Genomic DNA, 24066 nt, shown 5'->3' on the forward strand with positions numbered 1-24066 from the left:
AGGTGGTGTGAATTTATGAGGTTGAAGGATAAAGTGGCGTGTATTACCGGAGCTGGTTCTGGTATTGGAAAAAGTACAGCGATACTCTTTGCAAAAGAAGGTGCTTCAGTTGTAATTATTGATCTAAACCGTGAAAATGGCGAAAACTCTAGGATGGAAATAATTAGAACTGGCGGAGATGCAACTTTTATTCATGCTGATGTGACTGATGCGCATTCTGTAAAAGAAATGATTGAACAGATTATTGAAAAGTTTGGAAGGATTGACATACTTTTTAACAATGCAGGGATTAGCGGAGTAGGCAGGCTTCATGAAATCAATCCGGAGGCATGGGACCAGGTAATGAATGTAAATATAAGAGGAGTATTCTTGACGAGTAAATTTGCTTTACCATATATGATGGAACGAAGAAGTGGATCAATTATTAATATGTCATCCTGCATCGCAGAGATTGGACTTGCAAAGCGTGCATCCTATTCTGCATCAAAAGGAGCAGTCTTAGCCCTAACCAAATCCATGCAGGTAGATTATGCACCCTATCAGATTCGTGTCAATGCTCTCTTGCCGGGGACAATCCTAACCCCGTTTGTTGAAAAATATTTAAAAGATTCATATAGTGACCCGGAGGAGGCTTTAGAGTCTATTAAAACCCGTCAGCTTAGCGGTGAACTTGGAAGACCAGAAGATGTTGCAAAAGCGGCGTTATTTTTAGCTTCCGATGAGTCAACCTTTATGATGGGTTCGCCTCTTTATATTGATGGAGGAGTCGTGTTTGGGAAGAATGCTTAGACTAATTTAATCTAAAAGGAGTGTTAGAATTGAAATTATTTTCTTTTATTAAAAAAGGGAAACCAACTTTAGGTGTAAAGGCTGAAAATGTATTGATTGATATTAAAGAAGCTCTTTACTATGTAAATGATGATGGGATACCACAAACAATCATGGAGGTTATTAAGGATTCAGGAAGAATAAGAAAATTAGAAAACTATGTTAACAGGCTCGATTATTCAAGTAATCAGCCATATATATTAAACAATAAAAGTATCCAATGGGCTCCAAGTGTTACCTATCCAAGTAAAATTATTTGTGTTGGACTTAATTATCGAAAGCATGCAGATGAAACGAATGCTGCGTATCCAGAGGTTCCGATTCTTTTTAATAAATTCCATAACACTTTAACCGGGCATAAAGCAGAAATCGCTATTCCAAAAGTAACTGAAAAGCTTGATTATGAGGTTGAACTAGGAGTCGTGATTGGTGGAAAATGCAAATATGTGTCCGAAGAAGAAGCATTAAATTATGTTTTTGGCTACTGTACAGTTAACGATTTATCAGCAAGGGACCTGCAGATGAAAACACCACAATGGATGCTTGGAAAAACCTGTGATGATTTCAGTCCTGTTGGTCCCTATCTTGTAACTTCTGATGAGATTCATGATCCTCAGAACCTAATGCTAAAAACAATTGTCAATGGGGAAATCCGGCAAAATTCCAATACATCCGACATGATTTTTACGGTTGCTGAAATTGTTAGTTATATTTCACAGCATATGACATTAGAACCTGGTGATCTTATTTTTACTGGTACACCGGAAGGAGTCGTTTTGGGCGAGCCTGAGGAAAATCAGCAATATTTAAGGGAGGGAGATGTTGTGACTGTAGAAATAGAAAATCTCGGGGCTTTGACAAATGTGTTTAAAGAAGAAAAAATGGATGAAAAATCGAGTGAAGCGCCTCGGGAATTACAAATTTAGGAAATAAGAGAGATGGAATCTTTTTTCTGTTAATGGAAGGAGGTTAAGCTATGTTAAAAGGAATACCCACAGTAATATCACCAGACCTAATGAAAATTCTTTTAGAAATGGGACATGGAGATGAAATTGTTCTTGCAGACGGTAATTTTCCTGCTGAGAGCTGTACACAAAGAAGTGTAAGAAGTGACGGGCATTCTATTTCTATGTTATTAGATGCTATTTTGAAATTCCTTCCACTTGATCAATATGTTGAATTACCAGTTTCATTAATGGATGTTGTTCCTGGTGATAATATTTCCCCTGTCATTTGGGAAGAATATGATGAAATAATAAAAAAATATGAGCCTTCATTTCGAAGGTTTGAATATGTTTCAAGGTTTGATTTTTATGAACGGGCAAAGAAGGCATTTGCCATTGTTGCAACAGGGGAAAAAGCACAATATGCAAATCTTATTCTAAAAAAAGGTGTAATTAAGGATGAATAGTTAAGCTTAACGGAGCTGGGGAGCCCCCGAAGACGCATAAGCGCCTAGGAGGCTCCCCTGATCGCCCGCGGAAAACCTGGTTCTCATTATCTTCTTGCTTTCACCTTCACAGCCGTTGCACTGCTTACATTACCTGAAGCATCCTTGGAGGTCACATATAGGGTTGTGCCCGTTTTTTGTCTTGAAATCGTTGCTTTGAACTTTCCTTTTGAGTCAGCCTTCGCATACTTCAGCGTTTTTGTACGAGTTTTAATCGTGATCGTAGCTTTGGCCTCGGTTGTTCCTGTTACTACTGTGTCCCGATAAGTAACAGGATTCACCTTTGGTTTAGATGGAGCAATTTTATCCTTTACGGTTAAATTAAAGGATTTGCTTGTATTGCCTATGGTATCTTTAGCAGAAATTGAAAGTTTAGTTCCCGCTTTTTGTTTAGGAATCGTTACTTTAAATTTGCCCTTTGTGTCAGCAACACCTTTACCGATCACCTTTGAACCGGCTTTTACATAAATGGCCGCTTTTGCTTCAGCTGTTCCGGAAACGGATGAAGACGTGTTCGAAACTGTACCAACCTTAGGCGTAACCACAATTTTGTTTACGGTAACCTTACTAATAGCAGAGGATTTTTGTGAATTTGAAACAATAATCCCAAATGTATATACACCATTTGGCAGCTTTGAAACATCTACTGTCACATGCTGGTTACCGGGTTTTTGTTTAACCGCTTTTACAGGATAGGAAATAATCTTTCCAGCAGCATTTTTTACATAAACAGTTGTGGTAACATTCTCATAAACGGTATAGTTAGCAGTAATTTGCTTGGTTTTAGAATTGTAACCAGAGCTAACATTTGAAATACTAGGTGGCTTCGTCGTATTCTCTGGAGCAACAGCAGATGGTGTTGATTGCTCAATCCCATTGTCATTGCTGGTGCCCGAAGGAGCAGGAGCTTCATTTACAACGCTGGATGTGGGATTATCGGTTCCACTAGTATTGCCTGTATTTACTACCGGTGCAGAATCAGGGTTTGTTAACGTTGTCCCAGGATAATAAAAATTTAAAATGTCACGATAGCTTAGCCCTTGGTCGGCCATCGCTTTCGCACCCCACTGGCTCATTCCCACGCCATGGCCATTACCGAGACCTGTAACGGAATAAGAAATACCATTATCTTGGTAACTGGTCATTAAATAACTTTTCATTACATTAATGCCAATCATGACCCGAATTCTTGCCGCTTTAACATCGGTAAATTCAAGTGTATTTGTTTTAATTTGCTTCTGGTCATCCAGTACATAAGCACCTGTTGTTTGATCCTTTAAAAAGAAATTAAGCTTAATCGTTGCTAATTTTACCCTGCCTCCAGAAGTCAATTGGTCAGAGAAAGATAATTTAGGGATTGAGGTGATTTTAATCTCTTTGTCGGAATAGCCATTTTGGATCATCCAGCTTTTTATACTCGTAACAAGTGAGGAATCCGTTTCTTTAACCGAAGACCACCAGTTTTGTGGATGGGCTAAATCTAATGAAGCCGTATCAATTTGTGTTTTATTTAAGGTGAAACTCCATGGAACCTTTTTATCATATGAATCTTCTTTAATCGGGTAAAATGCGAGTGGAGTGCCTCCCCAAACACTTGCATTGGACTCTGTCATTCCTCCATTGCTGGCAGAATAAAATGCGTCAATCAACTTTCCATTATAGGTTAGGGTTTGTCCTGTTGTTCCATCCACTGCAGCAGTGCTGTTTGTGTTCCATGAATACCCGCCGTAGGCTTGATAACTGACAGTATCGTCAAAACCAGATAATGATTTGTAACGATCCGCATAGGTTCTAGCCGCAATGGCCTGGGCCTTCAATGCTTCCTTGTTCCAGGACGCCATCATTTCATAAGGAACAACGCCTTTTAAGTAATCTTCTAATGGAAGTGTGTTAACAGGGCGGACATATGCATTGTTTTCTAATGTGAATTTCATTGTCCCAAGGTACGGGCGATTATTGATGGAGATTACATTGTTTGTTCCATATTCTTTCGGAACAGTAGTAAAGTTAGTAAACTTTGAAATCAAAGTACTATTTTCATATAAAGAGAGTGCACTGTTTTCAACTTGTACTTTATACGTTTTTCCTTCTACTAATGAAACATCCGTATCGGGAATGTCGTATTTACCTTTTACAGAAATCGTCAGTGTCTTCTGATTGCCAATGTAATTTTTCAACTTAACTGTCATTAACTTGACTTCCTCAGCTGATGCAATATTTATAAAATTAAGTGAAGAGAGCAAAAGCAGCAGGACTAGAAAGGTAGAGCAAAACTTCTTCATTTTTTCCCCCTGATGTATATTTATAATCTATTTTTAATAGTGTTATATATTTGTAATATAACTATATTAATTTATTAAAATGGCTACAATGGTAGTTTTTTCCTTAAGTGGATACTTCAACTAATTAAAGGATTGAAAAAGATGACAGCTAATCTCCTAAAAATAAATATGTTATATTGTAGAATACAGGAGGGATTTATTTGGAAAATAATCAATGGTGGAAAAAGAGTGTGGTTTATCAAATTTATCCGCGAAGCTTCCATGATTCCAATCGGGATGGGATGGGTGATCTTCAAGGGATTATTGAAAAATTAGATTATTTGAAGCTTTTAGGTGTGGACGTTCTATGGTTAAGTCCTGTTTATGACTCACCTAATGATGATAATGGATACGATATCCGTAATTACCAGGAAATCATGCAGGAGTTCGGAACGATGGAAGATTTTAATCAATTACTGGATCAGGTTCACCAACGTGGTATAAAGTTAGTCATGGACTTGGTCGTGAATCATACTTCTGATGAACATCACTGGTTTGTGGAGTCAAAAAAGTCGAAGGAAAGTCCTTATCGGGATTATTATTTTTGGCGTAAAGGGAAAGACGGAAGAGATCCGAATAATTGGGGATCTGTTTTTGGCGGATCTGCCTGGAAATATGATGAAATCACCGATGAATATTATTTACATATTTTTTCAAAAAAACAGCCCGATCTGAACTGGGAAAATCCAAGGCTACGTCAAGAAGTTTATCAAATGATGAGATTTTGGCTGGATAAGGGGATTGATGGCTTCCGGATGGATGTCATTAATTTTATTTCGAAAGAGCCAGGGCTGCCCGATGGTGAAATTCACGATGGACAAACCTATGGGGATGGCAGTCGTTATTTTATGAATGGACCTAGAATTCATGAGTTTTTACAGGAAATCAACGAACAGGTTTTGTCGGATAATCCGGTGATGACAGTGGGGGAAATGCCTGGGGCCTCACCTAAGGATGCGGCGCAATATACGGATCCCAATCGAAATGAGGTAAACATGATTTTTACCTTTGAACATATGGATTTGGATAGTGCGCCAGGTGGAAAGTGGAATTTAAAGCCGCTGAATCTTGTCGATTTGAAGGAAAACTTGGCAAAATGGCAGACCGCCTTACACAAAAAAGGTTGGAACAGTTTATATTGGAACAATCATGATCAGCCGCGTATTGTTTCCCGTTTCGGTAATGATCAGGAATATCGGGTGGAATCGGCTAAAATGCTTGCAGCCTGCCTTCATTTCATGCAGGGGACTCCTTATATTTACCAAGGGGAAGAAATTGGCATGACCAATGTGAAATTTGAATCTTTGGAAGATTACCGCGATATTGAGACTCTTAACATGTATCAAGAAAGAAAAGCATTAGGGTATACACATGATGAAATCATGCAATCGATTTATGTCAAAGGAAGGGATAATGCTAGAACTCCAGTGCAATGGGATGATTCCGAGCATGGCGGTTTTACGAGCGGTTCTCCTTGGATTAAAGTGAATCCAAGATACAAAGAGATTAATGTAAAGGCTGCTTTGGAGGATCCGGATTCTATTTTTTATTTTTATCAAAAGTTAATTTCTCTTCGCAAAGAGATGGATATTATCGTTGAGGGAGATTTTCAGTTGCTTTTACAGGATCATCCGGCGATATTCGCGTATCAGCGCAACTGGAAGGATGAAAGTCTGCTTGTGTTCTGTAATTTTAGTGACAAAACGATAGTGATCGAGGATGAGGATTTGGTTAACCGTTTTCCTGAGTACGAGATCATCCTTGCTAACTACGAAGAGGCGGATCCGAAAGAGCTGCGTCCTTATGAGGCAATTGTTTTAAAAGGTAAATAGGAATTTTGAAGTTAGATGGATAGGATTAAGGATATTTTGGGTGGTTCCAAGCCAAGAAATGTCCCAAAAACCAAAATAAAGGACATTTCCGGCCATACCAAGCCAAGAAATGTCCTAAAAAAACTAAAAGCTTTAAAATTCCAATATCATAAACCCGTTCCCAGGCAGAACAACACTTAATTCATCCCCAGAAACAACACGCTCTTCATTTTCCCAAAGATTCCTTACCTTTTTTCCATTCAACTCAAAAGGAACCACATACTGAGTTTCGATGCTGCTTGTATTCAAAACCACCAAAAGGGTCAGCTTCTCATTAGATTTTGTATAAGCTAAGCAGCTTTCGTGGAATTCTGGCGGAATGAACGAAAGCTGACCTTCATTTGCGAGCAAGGGATTTTCTTGACGGAGCCGAATCAATTTTTGTACATGTGCAAAAAGCTCATGATTTTGCCCTGCTCTATCCCACTTCATACATTTGCGGCAGCCCGGGTCCATCACTCCTGTCATGCCAATTTCATCCCCGTAATAGATACATGGCGTACCAATAAAGGTCAATAAAAGGGTATAGATCTGCTTCACCCGTTCAATATCTTCTCCACATTCCGTTAATATTCTAGGTGTATCATGACTTCCTACCAAATTAAAAGCTGCCTCATTGATATTACGTGGATACATATGAATGACACCCGTCATATTTTCCACGAACTCTTTTGCTGATATTTTTTGCTTGGCAAATAGATTCAGGATATTTGAAGTAAACGGATAATTCATCACCGCATCGAATTGGTCGCCACGAAGCCACGGCATTGCATCATGCCAAATTTCACCGAGAATATACAAATCTGGCTTGATTGCTTTTACCTCCCGTCGGAAATCACGCCAAAATGCGTGATCGACTTCATTGGCTACATCTAAACGCCAGCCATCAATATCAAACTCTCTTACCCAGTAGCGGCCAACCTCCAGCAAATATTCTTTCACTTCTGGGTTTTCCGTATTTAACTTTGGCATAAACGGCGTAAAGGCAAACGTATCATAATTTGGCTCCGGCTCCGTCACCAAAGGAAACTCGCGGACATAGAACCAATCTTTATAGCGGGAGTTTTCTCCATTTTTTAAAACATCCTGAAACTGTGGAAAATAATATCCGCTATGATTAAATACTGCATCAAGCATCACCTTAATGCCATTTTGATGACATACTTCAATTAACTCCCTAAAGGTCTCTTTTGTGCCAAATTGCGGGTCAATCTCCATATAGTCAATCGTATCGTATTTATGGTTGGAATAGGCTTTAAAGATGGGGGTAAAGTAAATACCGCTAATCCCTAGTTCCTTTAAGTAATTAATATGTTGGATAACTCCATCTAAATCGCCGCCGAAAAAATTAGCAGGAGTCGGCTCAATGCTGCCCCATGGCAGGGTTCCTCCGGGGTCATTGTCAGGGTTCCCATTTGCGAAACGCTCCGGAAAAATCTGATACCATACTGTGTTTTTTACCCAAACAGGAGCTCGAAAAATATCAATATTATTTAAAAAAGGAAAGCTAAAATAATAGGCAGTATCGTCCAAAGGAGGATCCGAGTAAAATCCTTTTTCCGTAAAGCAGGCTGATTCAGACTTATCCGTTAGGATAAAACCGTAACGCAGCCTTTTGAAAGGGGGAGCGACAGCAATAAACCAATAATCAAACAGTTGGTCAGAACCGTTTTTTTTCATTGGTGCGGTTGTCGGCTGCCACCCGTTGTCAGCCCAATCATATGGGTCACCATGAAGGAGAGTTACTTCTTTTACGTCGTTTTTTTTCGTCCGAAGTTGAATGTGTAATTCGCCGTTTGTGCAAACGTATGCATAATTATCTTTTGGTCGGTGATAAATCGCTTCTCTTAACAATACGAATCAACTCTTTCATTTTAGTGTTAGATAAGGTTAATTTTACTAGATAATCACTAATTTTAGTAGAATTTAGTTTATCCATCTTCAAATAATATAAAAAAATTTTTTAAAAAAGTAGTTGTAAAATTTAATAATCCCCTTATAATGAAATTATGTTGTGCAACCGTTTTCGCAAAATGTAAGCGTTATAGTATTTTCTTCAATCTGGTGAAAACTAAGCACACCACAAAATTTTAATATTACATAAAACAGGAGGGGTAGAAATGAAAAAAGCACTTTCGATTTTTATGATGATTGTCTTAATGCTCGGTGTTCTTGCAGCATGCGGTCCTAAAAGAGACGCGTCTAGCACAAAAGATAATGGCAAAAAAGAAGAAGCGGCAGCAAAACCGGAAAAACTAGTTGTTTGGGAAGATAAAGACAAATCTGGCTGGCTGAAAAAGGTTGCTGCGGATTTTGAAAAGAAAAACGGAATTAAAATTGAATACAAAGAAGTTGAAATGGCTACAAAAATGCGTGACCAATTGCGTCTTGATGGACCTGCTGGTACAGGCCCGGATATCGTTACATTACCACATGATCAAATTGGCCAGGTTGCAACGGAGGGTTTAATTGCTGAGCTAAAAGTAGATAAAAGTGTTACCGATACATTCTCTCAATCTTCTATTGATGCAGAAACTTACAATGGAAAACTTTACGGACTTCCGAAGTCCTCTGAAACACCTGTTTTTATTTACAATAAAGATTTAATGCCAGAACCACCAAAAACAATGGATGAGGTATATAAATTCTCTAAAGATTTCACAAAAGGCGGAAAATACGGTTTCTTAGCGCTTTGGGATAACTTCTATTTCGCACATGGAATTATCGGCGGAATGGGTGGATATGTATTCAAAAATAATAATGGAACCCTTGATCCAAATGATATTGGTTTGAACAATGAAGGTGCTGTTAAAGGTACGGAGTATATTCAAAAATGGTATAAAGAAGGTTTGTTCCCGAAAGGAATCATCGGTGAAAATGGTGGTTCTGCTTTAGACGGTCTATTTACTGAAGGAAAAGTAGCTTCTGTTATGAATGGACCATGGGCGTATAAACCATACCAGGATGCAGGTATCAAAATTGGTATGAGTGCACTCCCAACTATGCCAAATGGTGAACATATTAAAACGTTCATGGGTGTAAAAGGATGGCATGTTTCAGCATATTCTAAAAATCAAGAGTGGGCTACGAAATTCTTAGAATTCATCACAAATGATGAAAATGCAAAATACCGTTTCGAACAAACAGCTGAAGTTCCAACGAATAAAGCATTACTTGACGATTCCGCTATTAAGGATAACGAAGGTGCCAAAGCGGTTGCTGAGCAATCTCAATACGCAGTACCGATGCCAAACATCCCTGAAATGGGTCAAGTTTGGAAGCCAATGGCTGACTCACTTCAAACGGTTGTAACCGGTAAAGCCACTCCTAAAAATGCACTAGACGATGCAGTAAAACAAATCAAGGCAAATATCCAAACTTCTAAGTAGTGATTTCTCAGCAGTACCTCATCCCCCTTGAGGTACTGCTGTCTTAAAAATAGAAGAAACTGATCAGATGCTCTGTGAGCAGAAAGGACTTTGAGAATTGTCCAGCTACAGCGCCTAGCCCCTCGAGGTTGCTTCGGCCCTGCCGATGAAGTCAAAGAACGACTTCACCGGCAGTTCCTCCAGCACTTGTCGGGGCTGACCAAGGCGCTTCCGCTTTTCTGCTGACAAAGCATCTGAAAATAAAGTACATACTGAAAGGGGTGCGGGGGATGTCGAAAACTGTTACCGAATCTTATCCAACCAGTCACCGAAAAAAGGCACTAATTCTTTCCATTATTCCAGGGGTCGGTCAACTTTACAACAAGCAATTTTTAAAAGGATTTTTCTTTCTTATCTTAAGTGCAGCATTTGTATATGTTTTTAAAGACCTAATCAATATTGGATTATGGGGATTAGTGACACTAGGAGAAATTGTACCAGAAGACCATTCCATTTTCTTGCTTGTATACGGCATTTTATCTGTCATCGTCATTATTTTTGGTCTTGGATTCTACCTATTTAATTTGCGTGATGCCTATAAGGTAGGGAAAAAACGTGACAGTGAGGAACCAATCAGCACCATCAAGGAACAATATCGTAATCTTGTTGATCATGGATTTCCATACTTGATCATGTCACCTGGTTTTTTGCTTTTAGTCTTCGTGGTTATTTTTCCTATTATTTTCGTTGTGTTACTAGCGTTCACTAACTATGACCTATACCATACACCTCCTGCGAAACTGGTGGACTGGGTTGGGTTCAAGAACTTTACAGAAATCTTTGAAATCGATATTTGGCGGCAAACCTTCTTCTCTGTTTTAGCTTGGACATTGGTGTGGACATTTGTTGCCACTACGCTTCAGGTTGGTTTAGGAATTTTCCTAGCAGTAATCGTAAACCAAAAGGATGTAAAAGGAAAAGCCATCATCCGTACCGTCTTTATCTTGCCTTGGGCTGTACCGGCATTTGTATCCATCCTTGTTTTTGCCGGGATGTTTAACGAATCCTTCGGTGCTATTAACCGGGATATCCTTGGATTTTTCGGAATCGACGGTCTCCCATGGATGACAGAAAAGGTTTATACAAGGATCGCTTTGATTTTTATTCAAACCTGGCTTGGTTTCCCGTTCATCTTTGCGATGACAACTGGGGTGCTGCAATCAATCCCTGCTGATCTTTATGAAGCGGCAACAGTTGACGGTGCAAATAACTTTCAAAAGTTTAAAAACATTACCCTTCCGTTAGTGTTATTTGCTACTGCGCCTGTCATCATTACACAATATACTTTTAACTTTAATAATTTTAATATCATTTATTTATTTAATGGCGGCGGACCGGCAGTTACCGGTCAAAACGCTGGCGGGACTGACATTCTCATTTCATGGATCTATCGTTTGACGATGACTTCGGCGCAATACTCGAAGGCTGCCACGCTGACCTTGTTGTTATCCGTTATTGTCATTACTGTCGCACTTTGGCAGTTTAAGCGAACTAAGTCATTCCAAGAAGAGGATATGATGTAATATGAATACAAAAAGACAAAATTTCATTCGGCTTACGTTAACTTATCTGGTGATCTTAATTATGTTTGTCCTGATTTTGTACCCACTCGCTTGGATTATCGGTTCCTCTTTTAATCCGGGTCAAAGTTTATCAGGATCGAGCATTATTCCGAAGCATGCGACACTCAGCCATTACAAGCAGTTATTTGACCTGGATAAAAGCAACTATGTATTCTGGTATATCAATTCGTTAAAGGTAAGTATTTTAACAATGGTTTTTACCGTTATGATTGTCAGCTTGACTGCATATTCTTTTTCCCGCTACCGATTTGTTGGGAGAAAGAACGGCTTAATGACGTTTCTGATCCTGCAAATGATTCCAAACTTTGCGGCACTTATCGCTATTTATATTTTAGCGACCTTGACCGGTTTAATTGATACGCATTTAGGACTTATCTGTGTGTATGTCGGTGGTCAAATTCCGATGAATACTTGGCTGATGAAAGGTTACTTAGATACGATTCCAAAAGAGCTGGATGAATCAGCCAAAATTGATGGTGCCGGTCATTTGCGAATCTTTTTCCAAATCGTGATGCCGCTCGCAAGGCCAATGATTGCAGTTGTAGCCCTATTCGCTTTTATTGCACCGTTTGCCGATTTTATTATTGCCAGCATTTTGCTAAGAACGGAAAAAAATTATACATTAGCAGTAGGATTATATGATCTTGTTGCAAAACAATTTGGTGCTGAATTTACGACTTTTGCAGCTGGTGCTGTATTGATCGCCGTACCGATAGCGATTCTTTTCTTATCCTTCCAACGTTACTTTGTATCTGGTTTAACAGCAGGAGGTACTAAAGGTTAAAAATAAAATATTTTTTCAGGTAAAGTGGGGTGAAATAGATGACTGTAACGATTAAAGATGTAGCAAAGCTTGCGAATGTGGCCCCGTCTACTGTTTCGAGGGTTATTGCTAACAATCCTCGGATTAGTAAAGCAACAGCTCAAAAAGTAAAAAAAGCGATGGAGCAATTAGGGTATCACCCGAACTTAAATGCACGGAATTTAGCCAGCCAGTCCACGCAAACCATCGGGCTTGTTATGCCGAGTTCAGGGGATGTGGTTTTCCAAAACCCGTTTTTCCCTACTGTCTTACAAGGAATCAGCGAAGGTGCTCATGAAAAACAATATGCGATGCATATAACAACAGGGAAGACAGATAAAGAAATCTTTGATGCAGTAATTCGCATGGTTCAGGGGAAAAGTGTGGATGGTGTCATTCTTCTTAATTCAAAGGTAGAAGATCAGGTGATTTCCTATTTAAAAGGAAGAGAGTTTCCCTTTGTCTTAATTGGAAAGCCATATAAGGATGTAGAGGAAATTACCCACGTAGATAATGATAATTTTCGGGCAATGAAAGAGGCTACTGAATATTTAATTCAGCACGGGCACAGTCAAATTGCCTTTATCGGCGGGAGTCTTGAACTTACCGTAACCGTTGAGCGGCTTTTAGGATATGAGAGGGCGCTTAGGAATGCCAAAATTCCTTTGAAAAATGAATATATTATTCACGAAGAATTTCTGCGAGAGGGCGGACAAGAGGCTGTTAGGGAGTTAATGTCGCTTGAAGAACGGCCGACTGCACTGGTTGTGGCGGATGATTTCATGGCACTTGGTGTCTTGAATATGCTTGATGAATTAGGAATTAAAGTTCCCGAAGACATCTCCATTGTCAGCTTTAATAATGTTCTTTTGGCGGAGATGTCAAAGCCGCCGTTAACCTCTGTTGATATCAATATCTTCGACCTTGGCTATCAAGCATCAAAGAGCTTGATCCAAATGATTGAAAATAGCAAAGAACCGACAAAACGGATTATTATTGCTCACAAATTGGTCGAACGTCTTTCATGTGCAGAACCGATAAAGCAACAAGGGGAAAAGTACGATTTGGGAAGGAACTAATATGAATAAATTATGGTGGAAAGAAGCGGTTGCCTATCAGATATATCCCCGGAGTTTTATGGACTCAAACGGGGATGGGATTGGGGATATCCAGGGGATTATTGCAAAGCTGGACTATTTAAAAGAGTTAGGGATTGATGTTATTTGGGTCTGCCCAATGTTTAAATCCCCTAATGATGACAACGGCTATGATATTAGCGATTATCAAAAAATCATGGATGAATTCGGGACGATGGCTGATTTTGATCAACTTTTACAAGAAGTCCATGACCGTGGTATGAAATTAATTCTTGATTTAGTGATCAATCATACGAGTGATGAGCATCCATGGTTTATTGAATCTCGTTCTTCTAAGGAACATCCTAAACGGGATTGGTATATTTGGCGGGATGGTAAGAATGGGGAAGAGCCGAATAATTGGGAAAGTATTTTTGGCGGCTCAGCATGGGAGTATGACGAGAAAACGAACCAGTATTTTCTCCATATTTTCTCACGAAAGCAGCCTGATTTGAATTGGGAAAATCCAGAGGTACGGAATTCTCTCTATGAAATGATCAATTGGTGGCTTGATAAAGGAATTGACGGTTTCCGCGTGGATGCCATCAGCCATATTAAAAAGGAACCTGGACTCAAGGATATGCCCAATCCGGATGACCTAAAATATGTCTCTTCATTTGATAAACATATGAATGTAAAAGGGATTCATACTTTTTTAAAAGAGTTAAAAGAAGAAACCTTTGCAAAATATGACATTATGACTGTTGGGGAAGCGAATGGTGTTTCAGTGGACGATATTGATCTTTGGGTCGATGAGAAGCAGGGGAAATTCAATATGGTCTTTCAATTCGAGCATCTCAACCTTTGGGATGCGGAGCTGAAAAAAGTACTGAATATCATTGAACTAAAAAATGTTTTATCCCGTTGGCAAAAGGGACTTGAAGGTATGGGATGGAATGCCTTATTTATCGAAAATCATGATAAGGCCCGGGTCGTTTCTACGTGGGGAAATGACCAGGAATTTTGGCAAGAAAGTGCAAAGGCATTTGCGGCTATGTACTTTTTGATGCAGGGAACTCCATTTGTTTACCAGGGACAGGAAATTGGGATGACCAATGTAAAATTTGAGTCCATTGATGATTACGACGATGTTGCTACGAAAAATCTTTATCACTTGAAAACGGCAGCTGGGGTTCCACATGAAGAGATTATGAGAATCATTTGGGCGTCAAGCCGTGATAATTCGCGAACACCAATGCAATGGTCTGCGGAACAAAACGCAGGTTTTTCGACCGGAACGCCATGGATGAAGGTCAATCCAAATTATTCGGAAATCAATGTTGCGGACCAAGAGAAGAATCCGGATTCCGTCTTGAATTTTTATAAAAAAATGATTCAGTTAAAAAAGGCAAATGAAGTGTTTACTTATGGGATGTATGAATTGCTATTAGCGGAAGATCCGCAGATTTTTGCCTATACAAGAACATTATCACAGGACCGGGTGATAGTAATGGCCAATCTTTCTGAACGGCCTGCTAGCATATCCGAGGGAATTGGCATTGTATTTGATCATAAAAACCTACTTTTAAAGAACTATGAAATAGAGAAACATGAACCAACTGAACGAATTACGTTAAAGCCATACGAAACAAGGGTCTATCGATTATAGAAAAAAGCGGAGGGAGTATGGACCTCCGCTTTTTAAATTTCAATTAAGATATTGCTTTAGGTTTTTCTTTTTCAATATGATTTTTTCTTGCTTTTCGAATGAAAGGAATAACCCAGCGGTCTAATCCAATTTTACCTGCGTTATATCCGGCAGTTAAAATAATAAAGCCAAGGAAGATGTCTCGTGGGTTATGAGATACGGTTCCTGCTAAGAAGAAGGTAAAGTTCATCATTAAGCCAAAGAACATGGCAGCAGTAGTGAAGCAGCCTAGAATAAGACCAAGTCCGACTAGTGTTTCTCCCCATGGTACAATGAAATTGAATAAATCTACATTTGGAAGGGCGAAGCCTTTAAGGAAACCTACAAACCAGCCGAAGACAACATCCCCTTCAGGCCCTTTTACCGGGTTGGCAATCGCTCCTTTTAAATAACCAGATGCATCGAATCCTCCCATTAATTTGTGGAGCCCTGCTGTGAACCAAGAGTAACCCAAGTATAAACGTAATATTGTTAAAAGGACGGCAGCGCTTTTATTTTCCCGTAAAAATTGATTAAACATAACTCATTCCACCTTTCATTTTTTTATTGTTTCTTTATACTACAATGTATTCACCGGTCATCTTTTTAACATATTGATAGGATTAAGTTCACCGTTTGTTCGAAATGTTTTGACAAACTGTTGAATGGGTTAGAAACTAAAAAAAGCGATTTTCTCTTGGACAAGAGAAAATCGCTTTTTTTATAACCTATTATACTCTTACGGTTATATGTGAGCTTTTAAGATAGGTAATTCATATTTAAAATCTATATTCCCCATTTCATGGATACGGTTAGGGTGCAGCAACTCATTGGTGCTTGCTGAGTGGGTTGCGTAGTTAGCTCAAAGATTACGCCAGAGGGGGTGAATTTCGTAATCACAGGGACTTTTAAGCCAATGGATTTAATTAACTGATCGACCTCCGCTTTTTTTCCTTGCTGTGCAACGGTCATCATTTTATGAGCGAATCCCGCATCCCCTAACCTGTCTAATAAAATACTTCCCTGTTCCATTAGGAGACGAAAGGACTTCACTGACTTTGAAAATATTTTTATATCAACGGGCGGATACGTTCTTTGGAGGGGATAGTTTACATAATAACCAGGGTAGGCGGGTACGGGAGGATAGATTGGGTAATGAAAAGGGTTATAGTACATTCGTAACTCTCCTTCCATAGTAGAAAACACAAGGCAATATACCTTATGTTTAATGGAATATTTGTGTTACTTAATGAAAATGCATTTCTTGGTGGGAAAGAATTGTAAAACGGTGTCGGAAGGTTTATCTGGGAATTCCTTGATAACGTGATACATATCACCGAATTACTTGTCCCCATTTGGTAAATTGTTCCTATAGTCAAAATATTTAAATACAGGGGGATGAATGTTGAACAAACGAAATTTAGCATTGCTGACTATTTTTCTTACCTATTTTTTGATTGTGTTCGGAGGGTATGTGGCTTCCTCTAATTCCGGTATGGGGTGCGGGCCTGAATGGCCGATGTGTAATGGTGAAATTGTTCCATCTTTAAAAGGAGCTACTCTGATTGAATATCTGCACCGGGTGATTGGGGCTTTACTTGGAATCCTTTCTTTACTGTTATTTTTCCAGATTCTTCGCTCAAAGCTGGGTTTTACCGCTCATATTTTATCCTTTACGATGCTCGGGCTGCTCACGGTTCAGGTTCTTCTTGGTGCAGTGGTCGTGGTACGCGACCTGCCTTCCATTATCATCACCATCCATTTATTAATTGCGATGCTTTTTATGGGCATATTAATATGGATATGGAGGTACCCTTATTTAGATGGTGCGCAACAATCTTATCAGGTTCAACACCGAAGTCAAAAATCAATTATCTTTCATTTAAATATCTTACTGGGCCTTATTCTATTAACCTTGGGATTTGGGGCCTATATTAAGCATGAAACTTACGGACTGGCCTGCGGCTGGTTGGGCTGCAGGCAATCATTTTTCCCAGGGACAACACCAGAGGTACTGCAATCTTTCCATAGAGGATTAGCAGTTGTCACGGCACTTTATCTTCTAGTCGTAACGTTTTATGCTTTTTCAAAAAGCAGGGGCAAGGCTTTAAGGAAACGCATGTTGCTGTGTACCTTTACGGTGCTTATGCAGCTCGTGATTGGCGTAATGGTTATTGTCACGAAGCTTGATCTCCCATGGGCTGTTTTCCACCTGGCCATCGCTACTGCTTTGTTCGCTTTTGTTACGGAAGCAAGGGTTTATACTGGGAATTTGGCAGTTAAAGCAGGTCCTAAATATCCCCAAAAAGTTGGAGAGAATGGGCGGCGAAGTAGTTTTTGAAAAGCCACCAATTCTAAATGATTGTGGCTTTCATTGGAATCGCTGATAAAACACTTAAATTCACTGATAAAATAAAAAGCGTTTGGACTTCTAGAAATCCAAACGCTTTTTTTAATGAATATCAATATTCCCGCTTGAAACCGACAGATTGATCATATGTTCTCCTGTGCCATGTGTTCCTTTTATACTTTTACGACTAAATTCTTTGGACTTCAAAGGAAAATCACAGGAAATATTGCCACTGCTTACTTCTCCATCTAAAACAAAGTCTGCATCATTTGGCAGGTTAAGATTGACATTTCCGGAACTTAAATCAAGATCAATCGAATCTGTTAATTTGTCTACTTGAATTTTTGCTCCTCCTGATGAAACATCCCCGTCTATTTTACCTATATAATGTTGAATATCAAGATTCCCTGAACTAAGATCAAAAGTGCCAGTTTTGGAGGTAAGTGAATCAATGTGAACATTGCCTGATGAACCGTCATGAATAAAATGATTCACGGTAAGGTTGTCGAGATTCATATTTCCGGAACCAATATCAACAGATAATTTATCTAATTTCATGGACTTCCCCGAAAATTCAAGATTTCCGGAGCCTAAGTCAATTTCCATATCTTGCTGATAAGTTTCCGGAATATAGACTTTTAATGTTTTCTTTTCAAATGGCGTCCAATCAAACCAATCAAACCATTTCTTTTTCACAGTTACTTCAACCGTATCCCCGTCTTCGTTCACAGTCATTTTTCCTTTTCCATCAAGAACGGCTTTTAAATTCATGCGATCCTCTGGAATAATATCAGCATTAACAGCGGAAACATCAACCTTAATGACACGGACATCGCCAGAAATCGCAGCACTACCTTCACGGCTACCGGCAGAAAACCAATCAAAACGCAGCGATTGTTGAAAAATAAAATACAAACCGGTAATGATTAATAATATAATCACAATTCTTTTCATCTTTTTTTCTCCCCATTTCCAGTTTTTATCTATAAATACATCTTATAAGGGAAAGGGGGGGTTCACAATGCACTGGAGATTTAATTCTGTTTAAGACTTAAGACGTATGGAACTGGGGACCCTTTAACACAAAGTGTAAATGGATATATTTTGACAGACGAAGTACTTTAATTTACTAGAATTTGTGATATTCTTTGTATTGGAGGTGTTGAAGTTGACAATAGAAAAAATTACGCCAAAAGAATTACATGAACGGTTAAATAGAAATGAAAAGGTTTTGCTCCTTGATGTCAGAGCTGAAGAAAAATATCAGGCTGAACACATAACAGCTCCTCAAATTGAAAACCTCAATATTCCTAAAACGATTATTTTTGAAGCAGAGGAAACAAAAGAGGATGTGAAATTATTCCTTCCAAAGGAAAAGGAGATCATCGTGACCTGTACAACCGGGAATTCAGCAGCAAAATGTGCCAATATCCTCAGCACCATTGATTATAAAGTCAAAGTTTTAGAGGGCGGTCTGACGGCTTGGAAGGAATATCAAAAATCGCTGGAAAAATAGTGAGGAGAGACCTTCATGCTGCAAAGATTAAATAAGCAACTAGAAAAAATTTTGCCTTTAATTACACCTGTCAGCGTTATCCTAGGCGTTTTGTTTAGTGTTTATCTAAAGGACTTTTCCTATTTAATCCCTTGGTTATTTGCCTTTATGACTTTTTCCGGGAGCCTAAGTTCGAATTTTAAATCACTAACAGAGGTGATTACCCATCCGTTCCCTGTATTTTTAGCTATGTGCATATTACATGTGTTCATGCCGCTTTGGGCCTGGGGGGTGGGGCATGTTGCCTTTTATGGTGATGATTTTACCGTTACCGGGTTAATCCTAGCAATGGTCATTCCAACAGGTGTCACTAGTTTTATTTGGGTATCGATTTACAAAGGAAATATTCCAATGACTTTATCGATCATTTTAGTGGATACATTACTTTCCCCGCTCATTGTTCCTTACTCCATTTCTCTTTTTATGGGCCAAAAAATCGATATGGATTTTATAAGTATCATGAAGGGGTTATTTGGAATGGTAGTGCTTCCTTCGTTAATTGGTATGTTCTTAAACCAGGTGACGAAGGGAAGGATTAAGGATCAACTAGGTTCAAAGCTTGCTCCTTTTTCAAAAATCTGCATGGGGGTCGTCGTGATGTTGAACGGTTCTGTCGTAGCCCCCTATTTGCGGCATATCCATCTAAAATTAGTCCTTATTACCTTGGTGGTATTTTTCATTGCCCTTACTGGTTATTTATTTTCCTTTCTCTTAGGGCGGTTCATTAAAAGTGACCGTGATACTGTGATTACATTAACCTTCACTGGAGGAATGCGGAATATTAGCGCCGGGGCTGTAATCGCTGTTTCTTATTTTCCTGCGGCGGTAGCCGTTCCAGTCGTGGTTGGCATGCTATTCCAGCAAATTTTAGCCTCATTAAATGGATATTTTTTAAATAAATATTATGATAAAAAGATTGAACACCATGACTCTAAATCTGTTGCTGTATAGTTGTAAAGAAGGAGTATGGAAGAATGAGTGAATTCTCGAAGAAGGGCAGCGGATTTTTGACAGGAGTTCAAGGCATTCAGTGGGCGGTCTTTATGCTTACCAATATTATTGCCGTTCCTATCGTGATCGGGGCAGCTTTTCATATGTCTCCCGCTGAAATTTCAACCTTTATGCAGCGTATGCTATTTGTAACGGGGGCAGCTACCTTAGTCCAGTTGTTCATTGGGCATCGCCTGCAGGTGGTAGAAGGTGCTGCCGGAATGTGGTGGGCTTTGTTTATTGTTCTAGGTGCCATGAGTGTCCCTACTGAGAAAGGGCATTTATTGCAGCAATTAGAAATGGGCCTGGTTATTGCAGGAATCATTTTAGCAATATTAGGTTTTTCACCCATAGTTGAGAAAATTACAAATTTGTTTACCCCAATTGTAACCGGAGTTTATTTAATTTTGCTTGTCAGCCAAATGAGCGGTTCTTTTATAAAAAGTATGCTGGGAATTACCGAAACGAATCATTTAAATGGGAAAATAATTGGTATTTGTCTCATAGAAATCATTGTTATATTACTTTTTTCATTAAAGGCAAAAGGGATTCTGAGAAGCATGGGACCTTTAATTGGGATTGTGATTGGCTGGTTATTATTTCATTCTTTAGGATTAATCCAACCTGGAAAAGCTTACAAGCCAGCAGGATGGTTTGCTGTTCCGAAAGTATTCAGCTGGGGTGCACCACAGTTTGATTTCGGGATTGTCCTAACCTCTGTCATCACCGCCATTATTTTAATTTCAAATGTAATTGCAAGTATCCTAGTGGTTGGAATTGCCCTTGAGAGGGAGATACAGCCACGCGAATATTCAAAAGGAATTTTTGGTAATGGGGTCAATTTATTTCTCTCAGGACTCTTTTCTGTTGTAGGAGTTGTGCCATTATCCATATCAGCCGGATTCATCGGAACAACGGGAATTAAAGAGAAAAGTCCAATTGTGTTTGGGGCTATTTTAATTGTGATTTCAAGTTTTTTTCCATACATCGGTGAGTTTTTTTCTAAATTGCCAATGGAAGTTGCCTATACATCCTTATTTATTCTATTTTCTCAAATGATGGGCTTTGGAATCCGCGACCTTATGGGACAGGAACCAACATCGAGAAATTTATTGGTCATTGGCCTTTCGTTAATGGTCGGAATCGGAATGATGTTTGTCCCAACCGCAGCGTTTGAAACAGTGGCGCCTTGGCTGCGAAATATTATTGCTAATGGCTTACTCGTAGGTCTGATTTTATGTTTATTTTTAGAACATCTGGTATTCCGGGAGAAAAAAAATCCCGCAATAAATATGAGCTAGATGACAAAAAAAAATCCTCTCATGTGCTGAGAGGATTTCTTTTTATTCCTTATCAAACCACAAAGGGTCGTCAATATCGACATCTCCATTATAATTAATGAAGATTTCTTCCCCTGCTTTAATATCCTTGTAGGCATAAAAGTCAAAGGTGTGATTATCAAAGTTAATTTCATATCTGGCATTTGGTGTGTAGGAATGGTTAAACAGCATCCCATAACCTAAAAGAATAGCTGAGTGATTTATGCCATACTCAAACGCATAATCAGCTAGAAGCGTCTTCTCGATATGCTCATGCTCCTTATTTGGATAGGAAAGGACCGGGGCTTCATGGATGAGTTCCCCTTTTGCAATATCGCGGGTGGCAAATACTCCTCTATTAAATTCTCCCTCGCTGACGGTTGAAGTTTTGATCTCAATCATAATAATCTCCTGTTTCAAGTTCTTTTCTTCTTAGCTTGACAGTTAGTATGGATAAAAGCAAATATTTTTACTCTTAATCCATGAACCTGTTTTTTAATCGGAAGAGAAGTATAATGGGTGTATCTGTTATTTTTGTTAAAAGGAGCTTTTCATATGAATATCATCGACCTGCATTGTGATGCCTTACTTAAGCTATCGGAAGGTAAGGGGAGACTGCGCTTTGCCGATGCCCCTGAATTAGAGACGAATAAAGCACGCTTACATAAAGGAAAAGTGAAAGTCCAGTGTTTTGCCATTTTTATTGAGCCGGAGATTCCTTCTGATCAAAAATTCCAAGAAGCCCTTCAGCAGATTGATTATTTTTACAAAGAGGTTATTGGGAAGAATCCGGATATGGTTCAGATTCGAGATTGGTCAGATTTTGACAATCTTAAGCTTGGTCAAATTGGCGCGATGTTAACACTTGAAGGTGTTGATGCGATTGGTAATGATTTAGCGAAGCTAAATATTCTATATCAACTTGGAGTTCGATCGGTCGGCTTGACTTGGAATAATGCCAACCTTGCAGCAGATGGAGCTGGGGAGCCACGCGGTGCCGGGCTTACCCATTTTGGGAAAAAGATCGTCAATTTTCATAATGATCATAAAATCCTAACGGACGTTTCCCATCTTTGCGACCAGGCATTTTGGGATGTTATGGAGATTGCGAAATATCCAATTGCCAGCCATTCCAACTCAAGAGCGCTTTGCAACCATCGCCGTAATTTAACCGATGAAATGGCTGTGGATATGTTTAAAAAGGACGGGTTAATTCATGTTGTCTATAATCCTCCCTTTGTAAAAGAAGAGGGAGAAGCAACCATCGCAGATCTTATTAAACATATTGACCATTTTTGTTCACTTGGCGGAGTAAAACAGATCGGATTGGGCTCGGATTTTGATGGGATTTCTGAATTTATTACAGATTTGGAAGATGCCTCGAAGAGCCAAAACCTGGTTAATGAATTATTAAAGCATTTTTCAGAGGAAGAGGTTAGAGGCTTTGCTGGCCAAAACTTCCTTGACAAGAGACCGGGAATTGGACGATGAAGATAAGGGATGCAGGTTTAAGTATCGGGAAACTGCCAACAGGTGATAAGAATTGTATTACCGATGTAGCAGGGGTTATGGTAGGACATGTAACATTGGATTACCCTCTGGATGCATCGGGTAATGAGTATGCCTGCACAGGAGTTACTGCCATTTTGCCGCATAACGGAAATTTATTTCGAGAAAAAGTTACTGCCTCCTGCCACGTCCTTAATGGATTTGGGAAAACCACGGGTCTAGTGCAAATTAATGAATTAGGAGCGCTTGAATCACCCATTCTGTTAACGAATACCTTTGCTGTTCCGGCGGTTACGCAGGGTACACTGCAATATATGCTTGAGGACAATCCCGAAATTGGAGAGACAACAGGAACGATCAATGTGGTTGTCGGTGAATGCAATGACAGCTATCTTAATTCAATTCGGCTTTTTCCGGTAAAGCCGGAGCATGCGGTGGAAGCCATTCGGAAAGCAAATGCTGAGCCTGCTAGGGAAGGGGCTGTTGGTGCCGGAAAGGGAATGGTCTGCTTCGGATATAAAGGTGGAATCGGTTCTTCTTCACGAAAAATCGAAGAGTATACCATTGGCTGCCTTGTTCTTAGTAATTTTGGAAAAAAAGAAGAGTTTCAATGGGCGCGTTATTTTGGTGAAGGAGATGGAGAAGGGCTTTTGGAAACGGCTGATGGCTCGATTATGATTGTCCTTGCTACTGATGCGCCGTTAAGCGACCGGCAGCTTAAGCGCTTGGCCAAGCGCTGCGGGATTGGTCTGGGGCGGACCGGCAGCCATTTCAGCCATGGGAGCGGGGATATTGTGATTGCCTTTTCGACGGCACATAAAATTTCTCATTTTACGGATGAACTATTAGAAACCCGTTTACTGCTTCGCGAGGACCATCCGATTATAAATCAGTTTTTTACAGGAGCGGCTGAAGCAGTTGAGGAAGCGATTCTTAATTCTCTTTCACAGGCTGTAATCACAAAGGGGCGGCTTGGCCGCGTTGTCAACCAACTTAATTTTAAAAAGGAATGAACTTTAAAGTGTATATAACTATTAAAGAAACAGCAGAGTATTTATCTGTCCCGGTTTCAACTGTAGAAAAGCTCGTGCAGAAGCGAAAAATTCGTGCCCTCTATGACGGAACTGAATATTTAATTTATAAAGACCAATTTAATACGCATTTGAGGCAGATGGAAAAATACAAACAACTAGTCGAGGAAATCTTAAACGAGCCGATTCCGGAAGATCTTGATGTGAAGGATGAGGATTAACTTTCAGGCTAGCAATGAATGAAAGCTATCATGAAATGCATACTA

Annotated in this window: 22 protein-coding genes; 16 read left to right on the plus strand and 6 right to left on the minus strand. The window is 39.4% G+C overall.

Going from position 1 to position 24066, the window contains the following annotated elements:
- The first annotated feature begins 15 nt into the window (after nt 1-15).
- The 3 genes from ACFQZ9_RS21975 to ACFQZ9_RS21985 are packed head-to-tail and all read left to right on the plus strand — an operon-like array spanning nt 16 to nt 2239.
- Nucleotides 16-789: an SDR family NAD(P)-dependent oxidoreductase gene (locus ACFQZ9_RS21975; RefSeq protein ID WP_498945410.1), complete on the plus strand. Its 774-nt coding sequence runs from the start codon at nt 16-18 to the stop codon at nt 787-789.
- Between the two features lie 29 nt (nt 790-818).
- Nucleotides 819-1754 (plus strand): fumarylacetoacetate hydrolase family protein, encoded by a 936-nt coding sequence (locus tag ACFQZ9_RS21980; protein ID WP_498945412.1) that lies wholly within the window; start codon nt 819-821, stop codon nt 1752-1754.
- A gap of 50 nt (nt 1755-1804) precedes the next feature.
- Nucleotides 1805-2239 (plus strand): RbsD/FucU family protein, encoded by a 435-nt coding sequence (locus tag ACFQZ9_RS21985; RefSeq protein WP_498945414.1) that lies wholly within the window; start codon nt 1805-1807, stop codon nt 2237-2239.
- An 86-nt stretch (nt 2240-2325) separates the two neighbouring features.
- Here ACFQZ9_RS21985 and ACFQZ9_RS21990 read toward each other — a convergent pair whose 3' ends face one another.
- A complete protein-coding gene (locus ACFQZ9_RS21990) occupies nt 2326-4560 on the minus strand; it encodes a SpoIID/LytB domain-containing protein (protein ID WP_498945415.1) in 2235 nt (744 codons plus the stop codon).
- 200 nt (nt 4561-4760) lie between these two features.
- On the opposite strand from ACFQZ9_RS21990, the gene ACFQZ9_RS21995 reads away from it, so the two are divergent.
- Entirely contained in the window at nt 4761-6431 is a 1671-nt protein-coding gene (locus ACFQZ9_RS21995) for a glycoside hydrolase family 13 protein (protein ID WP_498945416.1), read from the plus strand.
- A 132-nt stretch (nt 6432-6563) separates the two neighbouring features.
- On the opposite strand, the gene ACFQZ9_RS22000 is transcribed toward ACFQZ9_RS21995, so the two are convergent.
- On the minus strand, nt 6564-8324 hold the full coding sequence (locus ACFQZ9_RS22000; protein ID WP_498945417.1) for an alpha-glycosidase: 1761 nt from the start codon (nt 8322-8324) through the stop codon (nt 6564-6566).
- A 266-nt stretch (nt 8325-8590) separates the two neighbouring features.
- On the opposite strand from ACFQZ9_RS22000, the gene ACFQZ9_RS22005 reads away from it, so the two are divergent.
- The 5 genes from ACFQZ9_RS22005 to ACFQZ9_RS22025 all read left to right on the plus strand — a co-directional run bounded on the left by ACFQZ9_RS22005 (nt 8591) and on the right by ACFQZ9_RS22025 (nt 15028).
- The gene (locus ACFQZ9_RS22005) at nt 8591-9859 is read left to right on the plus strand and encodes an extracellular solute-binding protein (protein WP_327837650.1); all 1269 of its coding nucleotides are present in this window, start codon (nt 8591-8593) and stop codon (nt 9857-9859) included.
- A gap of 269 nt (nt 9860-10128) precedes the next feature.
- Nucleotides 10129-11421 carry a carbohydrate ABC transporter permease gene (locus tag ACFQZ9_RS22010; RefSeq protein ID WP_198311490.1) on the plus strand — a complete coding sequence of 431 codons (1293 nt, stop codon included), beginning with the start codon at nt 10129-10131 and terminating at the stop codon, nt 11419-11421.
- A gap of 1 nt (nt 11422) precedes the next feature.
- Nucleotides 11423-12265 (plus strand): sugar ABC transporter permease, encoded by an 843-nt coding sequence (locus ACFQZ9_RS22015; RefSeq protein WP_498945419.1) that lies wholly within the window; start codon nt 11423-11425, stop codon nt 12263-12265.
- Nucleotides 12266-12303: 38 nt separating this feature from the next.
- Nucleotides 12304-13362: a LacI family DNA-binding transcriptional regulator gene (locus tag ACFQZ9_RS22020; protein ID WP_498945420.1), complete on the plus strand. Its 1059-nt coding sequence runs from the start codon at nt 12304-12306 to the stop codon at nt 13360-13362.
- Between the two features lies 1 nt (nt 13363).
- Entirely contained in the window at nt 13364-15028 is a 1665-nt protein-coding gene (locus tag ACFQZ9_RS22025) for a glycoside hydrolase family 13 protein (protein WP_498945421.1), read from the plus strand.
- Nucleotides 15029-15071: 43 nt separating this feature from the next.
- Here the strand turns inward: ACFQZ9_RS22025 and ACFQZ9_RS22030 are convergent, their stop codons facing one another.
- Together ACFQZ9_RS22030 and ACFQZ9_RS22035 are read right to left on the minus strand one after the other, a co-directional pair.
- Nucleotides 15072-15587 (minus strand): DoxX family protein, encoded by a 516-nt coding sequence (locus ACFQZ9_RS22030; RefSeq protein WP_198311494.1) that lies wholly within the window; start codon nt 15585-15587, stop codon nt 15072-15074.
- A gap of 245 nt (nt 15588-15832) precedes the next feature.
- The gene (locus ACFQZ9_RS22035) at nt 15833-16222 is read right to left on the minus strand and encodes a YuzC family spore coat inner layer protein (protein WP_498945422.1); all 390 of its coding nucleotides are present in this window, start codon (nt 16220-16222) and stop codon (nt 15833-15835) included.
- Nucleotides 16223-16451: 229 nt separating this feature from the next.
- Here ACFQZ9_RS22035 and ACFQZ9_RS22040 point away from each other — a divergent pair, with 229 nt between their 5' ends.
- Nucleotides 16452-17387 carry a COX15/CtaA family protein gene (locus ACFQZ9_RS22040; RefSeq protein WP_498945423.1) on the plus strand — a complete coding sequence of 312 codons (936 nt, stop codon included), beginning with the start codon at nt 16452-16454 and terminating at the stop codon, nt 17385-17387.
- A 111-nt stretch (nt 17388-17498) separates the two neighbouring features.
- Here ACFQZ9_RS22040 and liaG read toward each other — a convergent pair whose 3' ends face one another.
- The gene (gene liaG, locus ACFQZ9_RS22045) at nt 17499-18350 is read right to left on the minus strand and encodes a DUF4097 family beta strand repeat-containing protein (RefSeq protein ID WP_498945424.1); all 852 of its coding nucleotides are present in this window, start codon (nt 18348-18350) and stop codon (nt 17499-17501) included.
- 205 nt (nt 18351-18555) lie between these two features.
- Here liaG and ACFQZ9_RS22050 point away from each other — a divergent pair, with 205 nt between their 5' ends.
- From ACFQZ9_RS22050 to ACFQZ9_RS22060, 3 genes are read left to right on the plus strand one after another with little or no spacing between them, the layout of a single operon-like run.
- Entirely contained in the window at nt 18556-18912 is a 357-nt protein-coding gene (locus tag ACFQZ9_RS22050; protein WP_498945828.1) for a rhodanese-like domain-containing protein, read from the plus strand.
- A gap of 15 nt (nt 18913-18927) precedes the next feature.
- On the plus strand, nt 18928-19902 hold the full coding sequence (locus ACFQZ9_RS22055; RefSeq protein WP_198311499.1) for a bile acid:sodium symporter family protein: 975 nt from the start codon (nt 18928-18930) through the stop codon (nt 19900-19902).
- 23 nt (nt 19903-19925) lie between these two features.
- Entirely contained in the window at nt 19926-21242 is a 1317-nt protein-coding gene (locus tag ACFQZ9_RS22060) for a purine/pyrimidine permease (protein WP_498945426.1), read from the plus strand.
- 42 nt (nt 21243-21284) lie between these two features.
- On the opposite strand, the gene ACFQZ9_RS22065 is transcribed toward ACFQZ9_RS22060, so the two are convergent.
- On the minus strand, nt 21285-21662 hold the full coding sequence (locus ACFQZ9_RS22065; RefSeq protein WP_198311501.1) for an SET domain-containing protein: 378 nt from the start codon (nt 21660-21662) through the stop codon (nt 21285-21287).
- A 153-nt stretch (nt 21663-21815) separates the two neighbouring features.
- Here ACFQZ9_RS22065 and ACFQZ9_RS22070 point away from each other — a divergent pair, with 153 nt between their 5' ends.
- The 3 genes from ACFQZ9_RS22070 to ACFQZ9_RS22080 are packed head-to-tail and all read left to right on the plus strand — an operon-like array spanning nt 21816 to nt 24021.
- Nucleotides 21816-22751 (plus strand): dipeptidase, encoded by a 936-nt coding sequence (locus tag ACFQZ9_RS22070; protein WP_498945427.1) that lies wholly within the window; start codon nt 21816-21818, stop codon nt 22749-22751.
- Entirely contained in the window at nt 22748-23782 is a 1035-nt protein-coding gene (locus tag ACFQZ9_RS22075; RefSeq protein WP_498945429.1) for a P1 family peptidase, read from the plus strand. The genes ACFQZ9_RS22070 and ACFQZ9_RS22075 overlap by 4 nt, the downstream gene beginning before the upstream one ends.
- A gap of 8 nt (nt 23783-23790) precedes the next feature.
- Entirely contained in the window at nt 23791-24021 is a 231-nt protein-coding gene (locus ACFQZ9_RS22080; protein ID WP_498945430.1) for a MerR family transcriptional regulator, read from the plus strand.
- Nucleotides 24022-24066 lie beyond the last annotated feature (45 nt).

This window comes from Neobacillus sp. GCM10027624 (assembly GCF_042675345.1).
Lineage (GTDB): Bacteria > Bacillota > Bacilli > Bacillales > Cytobacillaceae > Neobacillus > Neobacillus cucumis_D.

Bases quoted from the DNA above. Each gene is read 5' to 3' on its own strand.
- ACFQZ9_RS22075 (WP_498945429.1), top strand. From the start codon at position 22,748: ATGAAGATAAGGGATGCAGGTTTAAGTATCGGGAAACTGCCAACAGGT.
- ACFQZ9_RS22030 (WP_198311494.1), bottom strand. From the start codon at position 15,587: ATGTTTAATCAATTTTTACGGGAAAATAAAAGCGCTGCCGTCCTTTTA.
- liaG (WP_498945424.1), bottom strand. From the start codon at position 18,350: ATGAAAAGAATTGTGATTATATTATTAATCATTACCGGTTTGTATTTT.
- ACFQZ9_RS22035 (WP_498945422.1), bottom strand. From the start codon at position 16,222: ATGTACTATAACCCTTTTCATTACCCAATCTATCCTCCCGTACCCGCC.
- ACFQZ9_RS22055 (WP_198311499.1), top strand. From the start codon at position 18,928: ATGCTGCAAAGATTAAATAAGCAACTAGAAAAAATTTTGCCTTTAATT.
- ACFQZ9_RS21975 (WP_498945410.1), top strand. From the start codon at position 16: ATGAGGTTGAAGGATAAAGTGGCGTGTATTACCGGAGCTGGTTCTGGT.
- ACFQZ9_RS22005 (WP_327837650.1), top strand. From the start codon at position 8,591: ATGAAAAAAGCACTTTCGATTTTTATGATGATTGTCTTAATGCTCGGT.
- ACFQZ9_RS21985 (WP_498945414.1), top strand. From the start codon at position 1,805: ATGTTAAAAGGAATACCCACAGTAATATCACCAGACCTAATGAAAATT.
- ACFQZ9_RS22070 (WP_498945427.1), top strand. From the start codon at position 21,816: ATGAATATCATCGACCTGCATTGTGATGCCTTACTTAAGCTATCGGAA.
- ACFQZ9_RS22025 (WP_498945421.1), top strand. From the start codon at position 13,364: ATGAATAAATTATGGTGGAAAGAAGCGGTTGCCTATCAGATATATCCC.
- ACFQZ9_RS21990 (WP_498945415.1), bottom strand. From the start codon at position 4,560: ATGAAGAAGTTTTGCTCTACCTTTCTAGTCCTGCTGCTTTTGCTCTCT.
- ACFQZ9_RS22065 (WP_198311501.1), bottom strand. From the start codon at position 21,662: ATGATTGAGATCAAAACTTCAACCGTCAGCGAGGGAGAATTTAATAGA.
- ACFQZ9_RS22015 (WP_498945419.1), top strand. From the start codon at position 11,423: ATGAATACAAAAAGACAAAATTTCATTCGGCTTACGTTAACTTATCTG.
- ACFQZ9_RS22010 (WP_198311490.1), top strand. From the start codon at position 10,129: ATGTCGAAAACTGTTACCGAATCTTATCCAACCAGTCACCGAAAAAAG.
- ACFQZ9_RS22060 (WP_498945426.1), top strand. From the start codon at position 19,926: ATGAGTGAATTCTCGAAGAAGGGCAGCGGATTTTTGACAGGAGTTCAA.
- ACFQZ9_RS22020 (WP_498945420.1), top strand. From the start codon at position 12,304: ATGACTGTAACGATTAAAGATGTAGCAAAGCTTGCGAATGTGGCCCCG.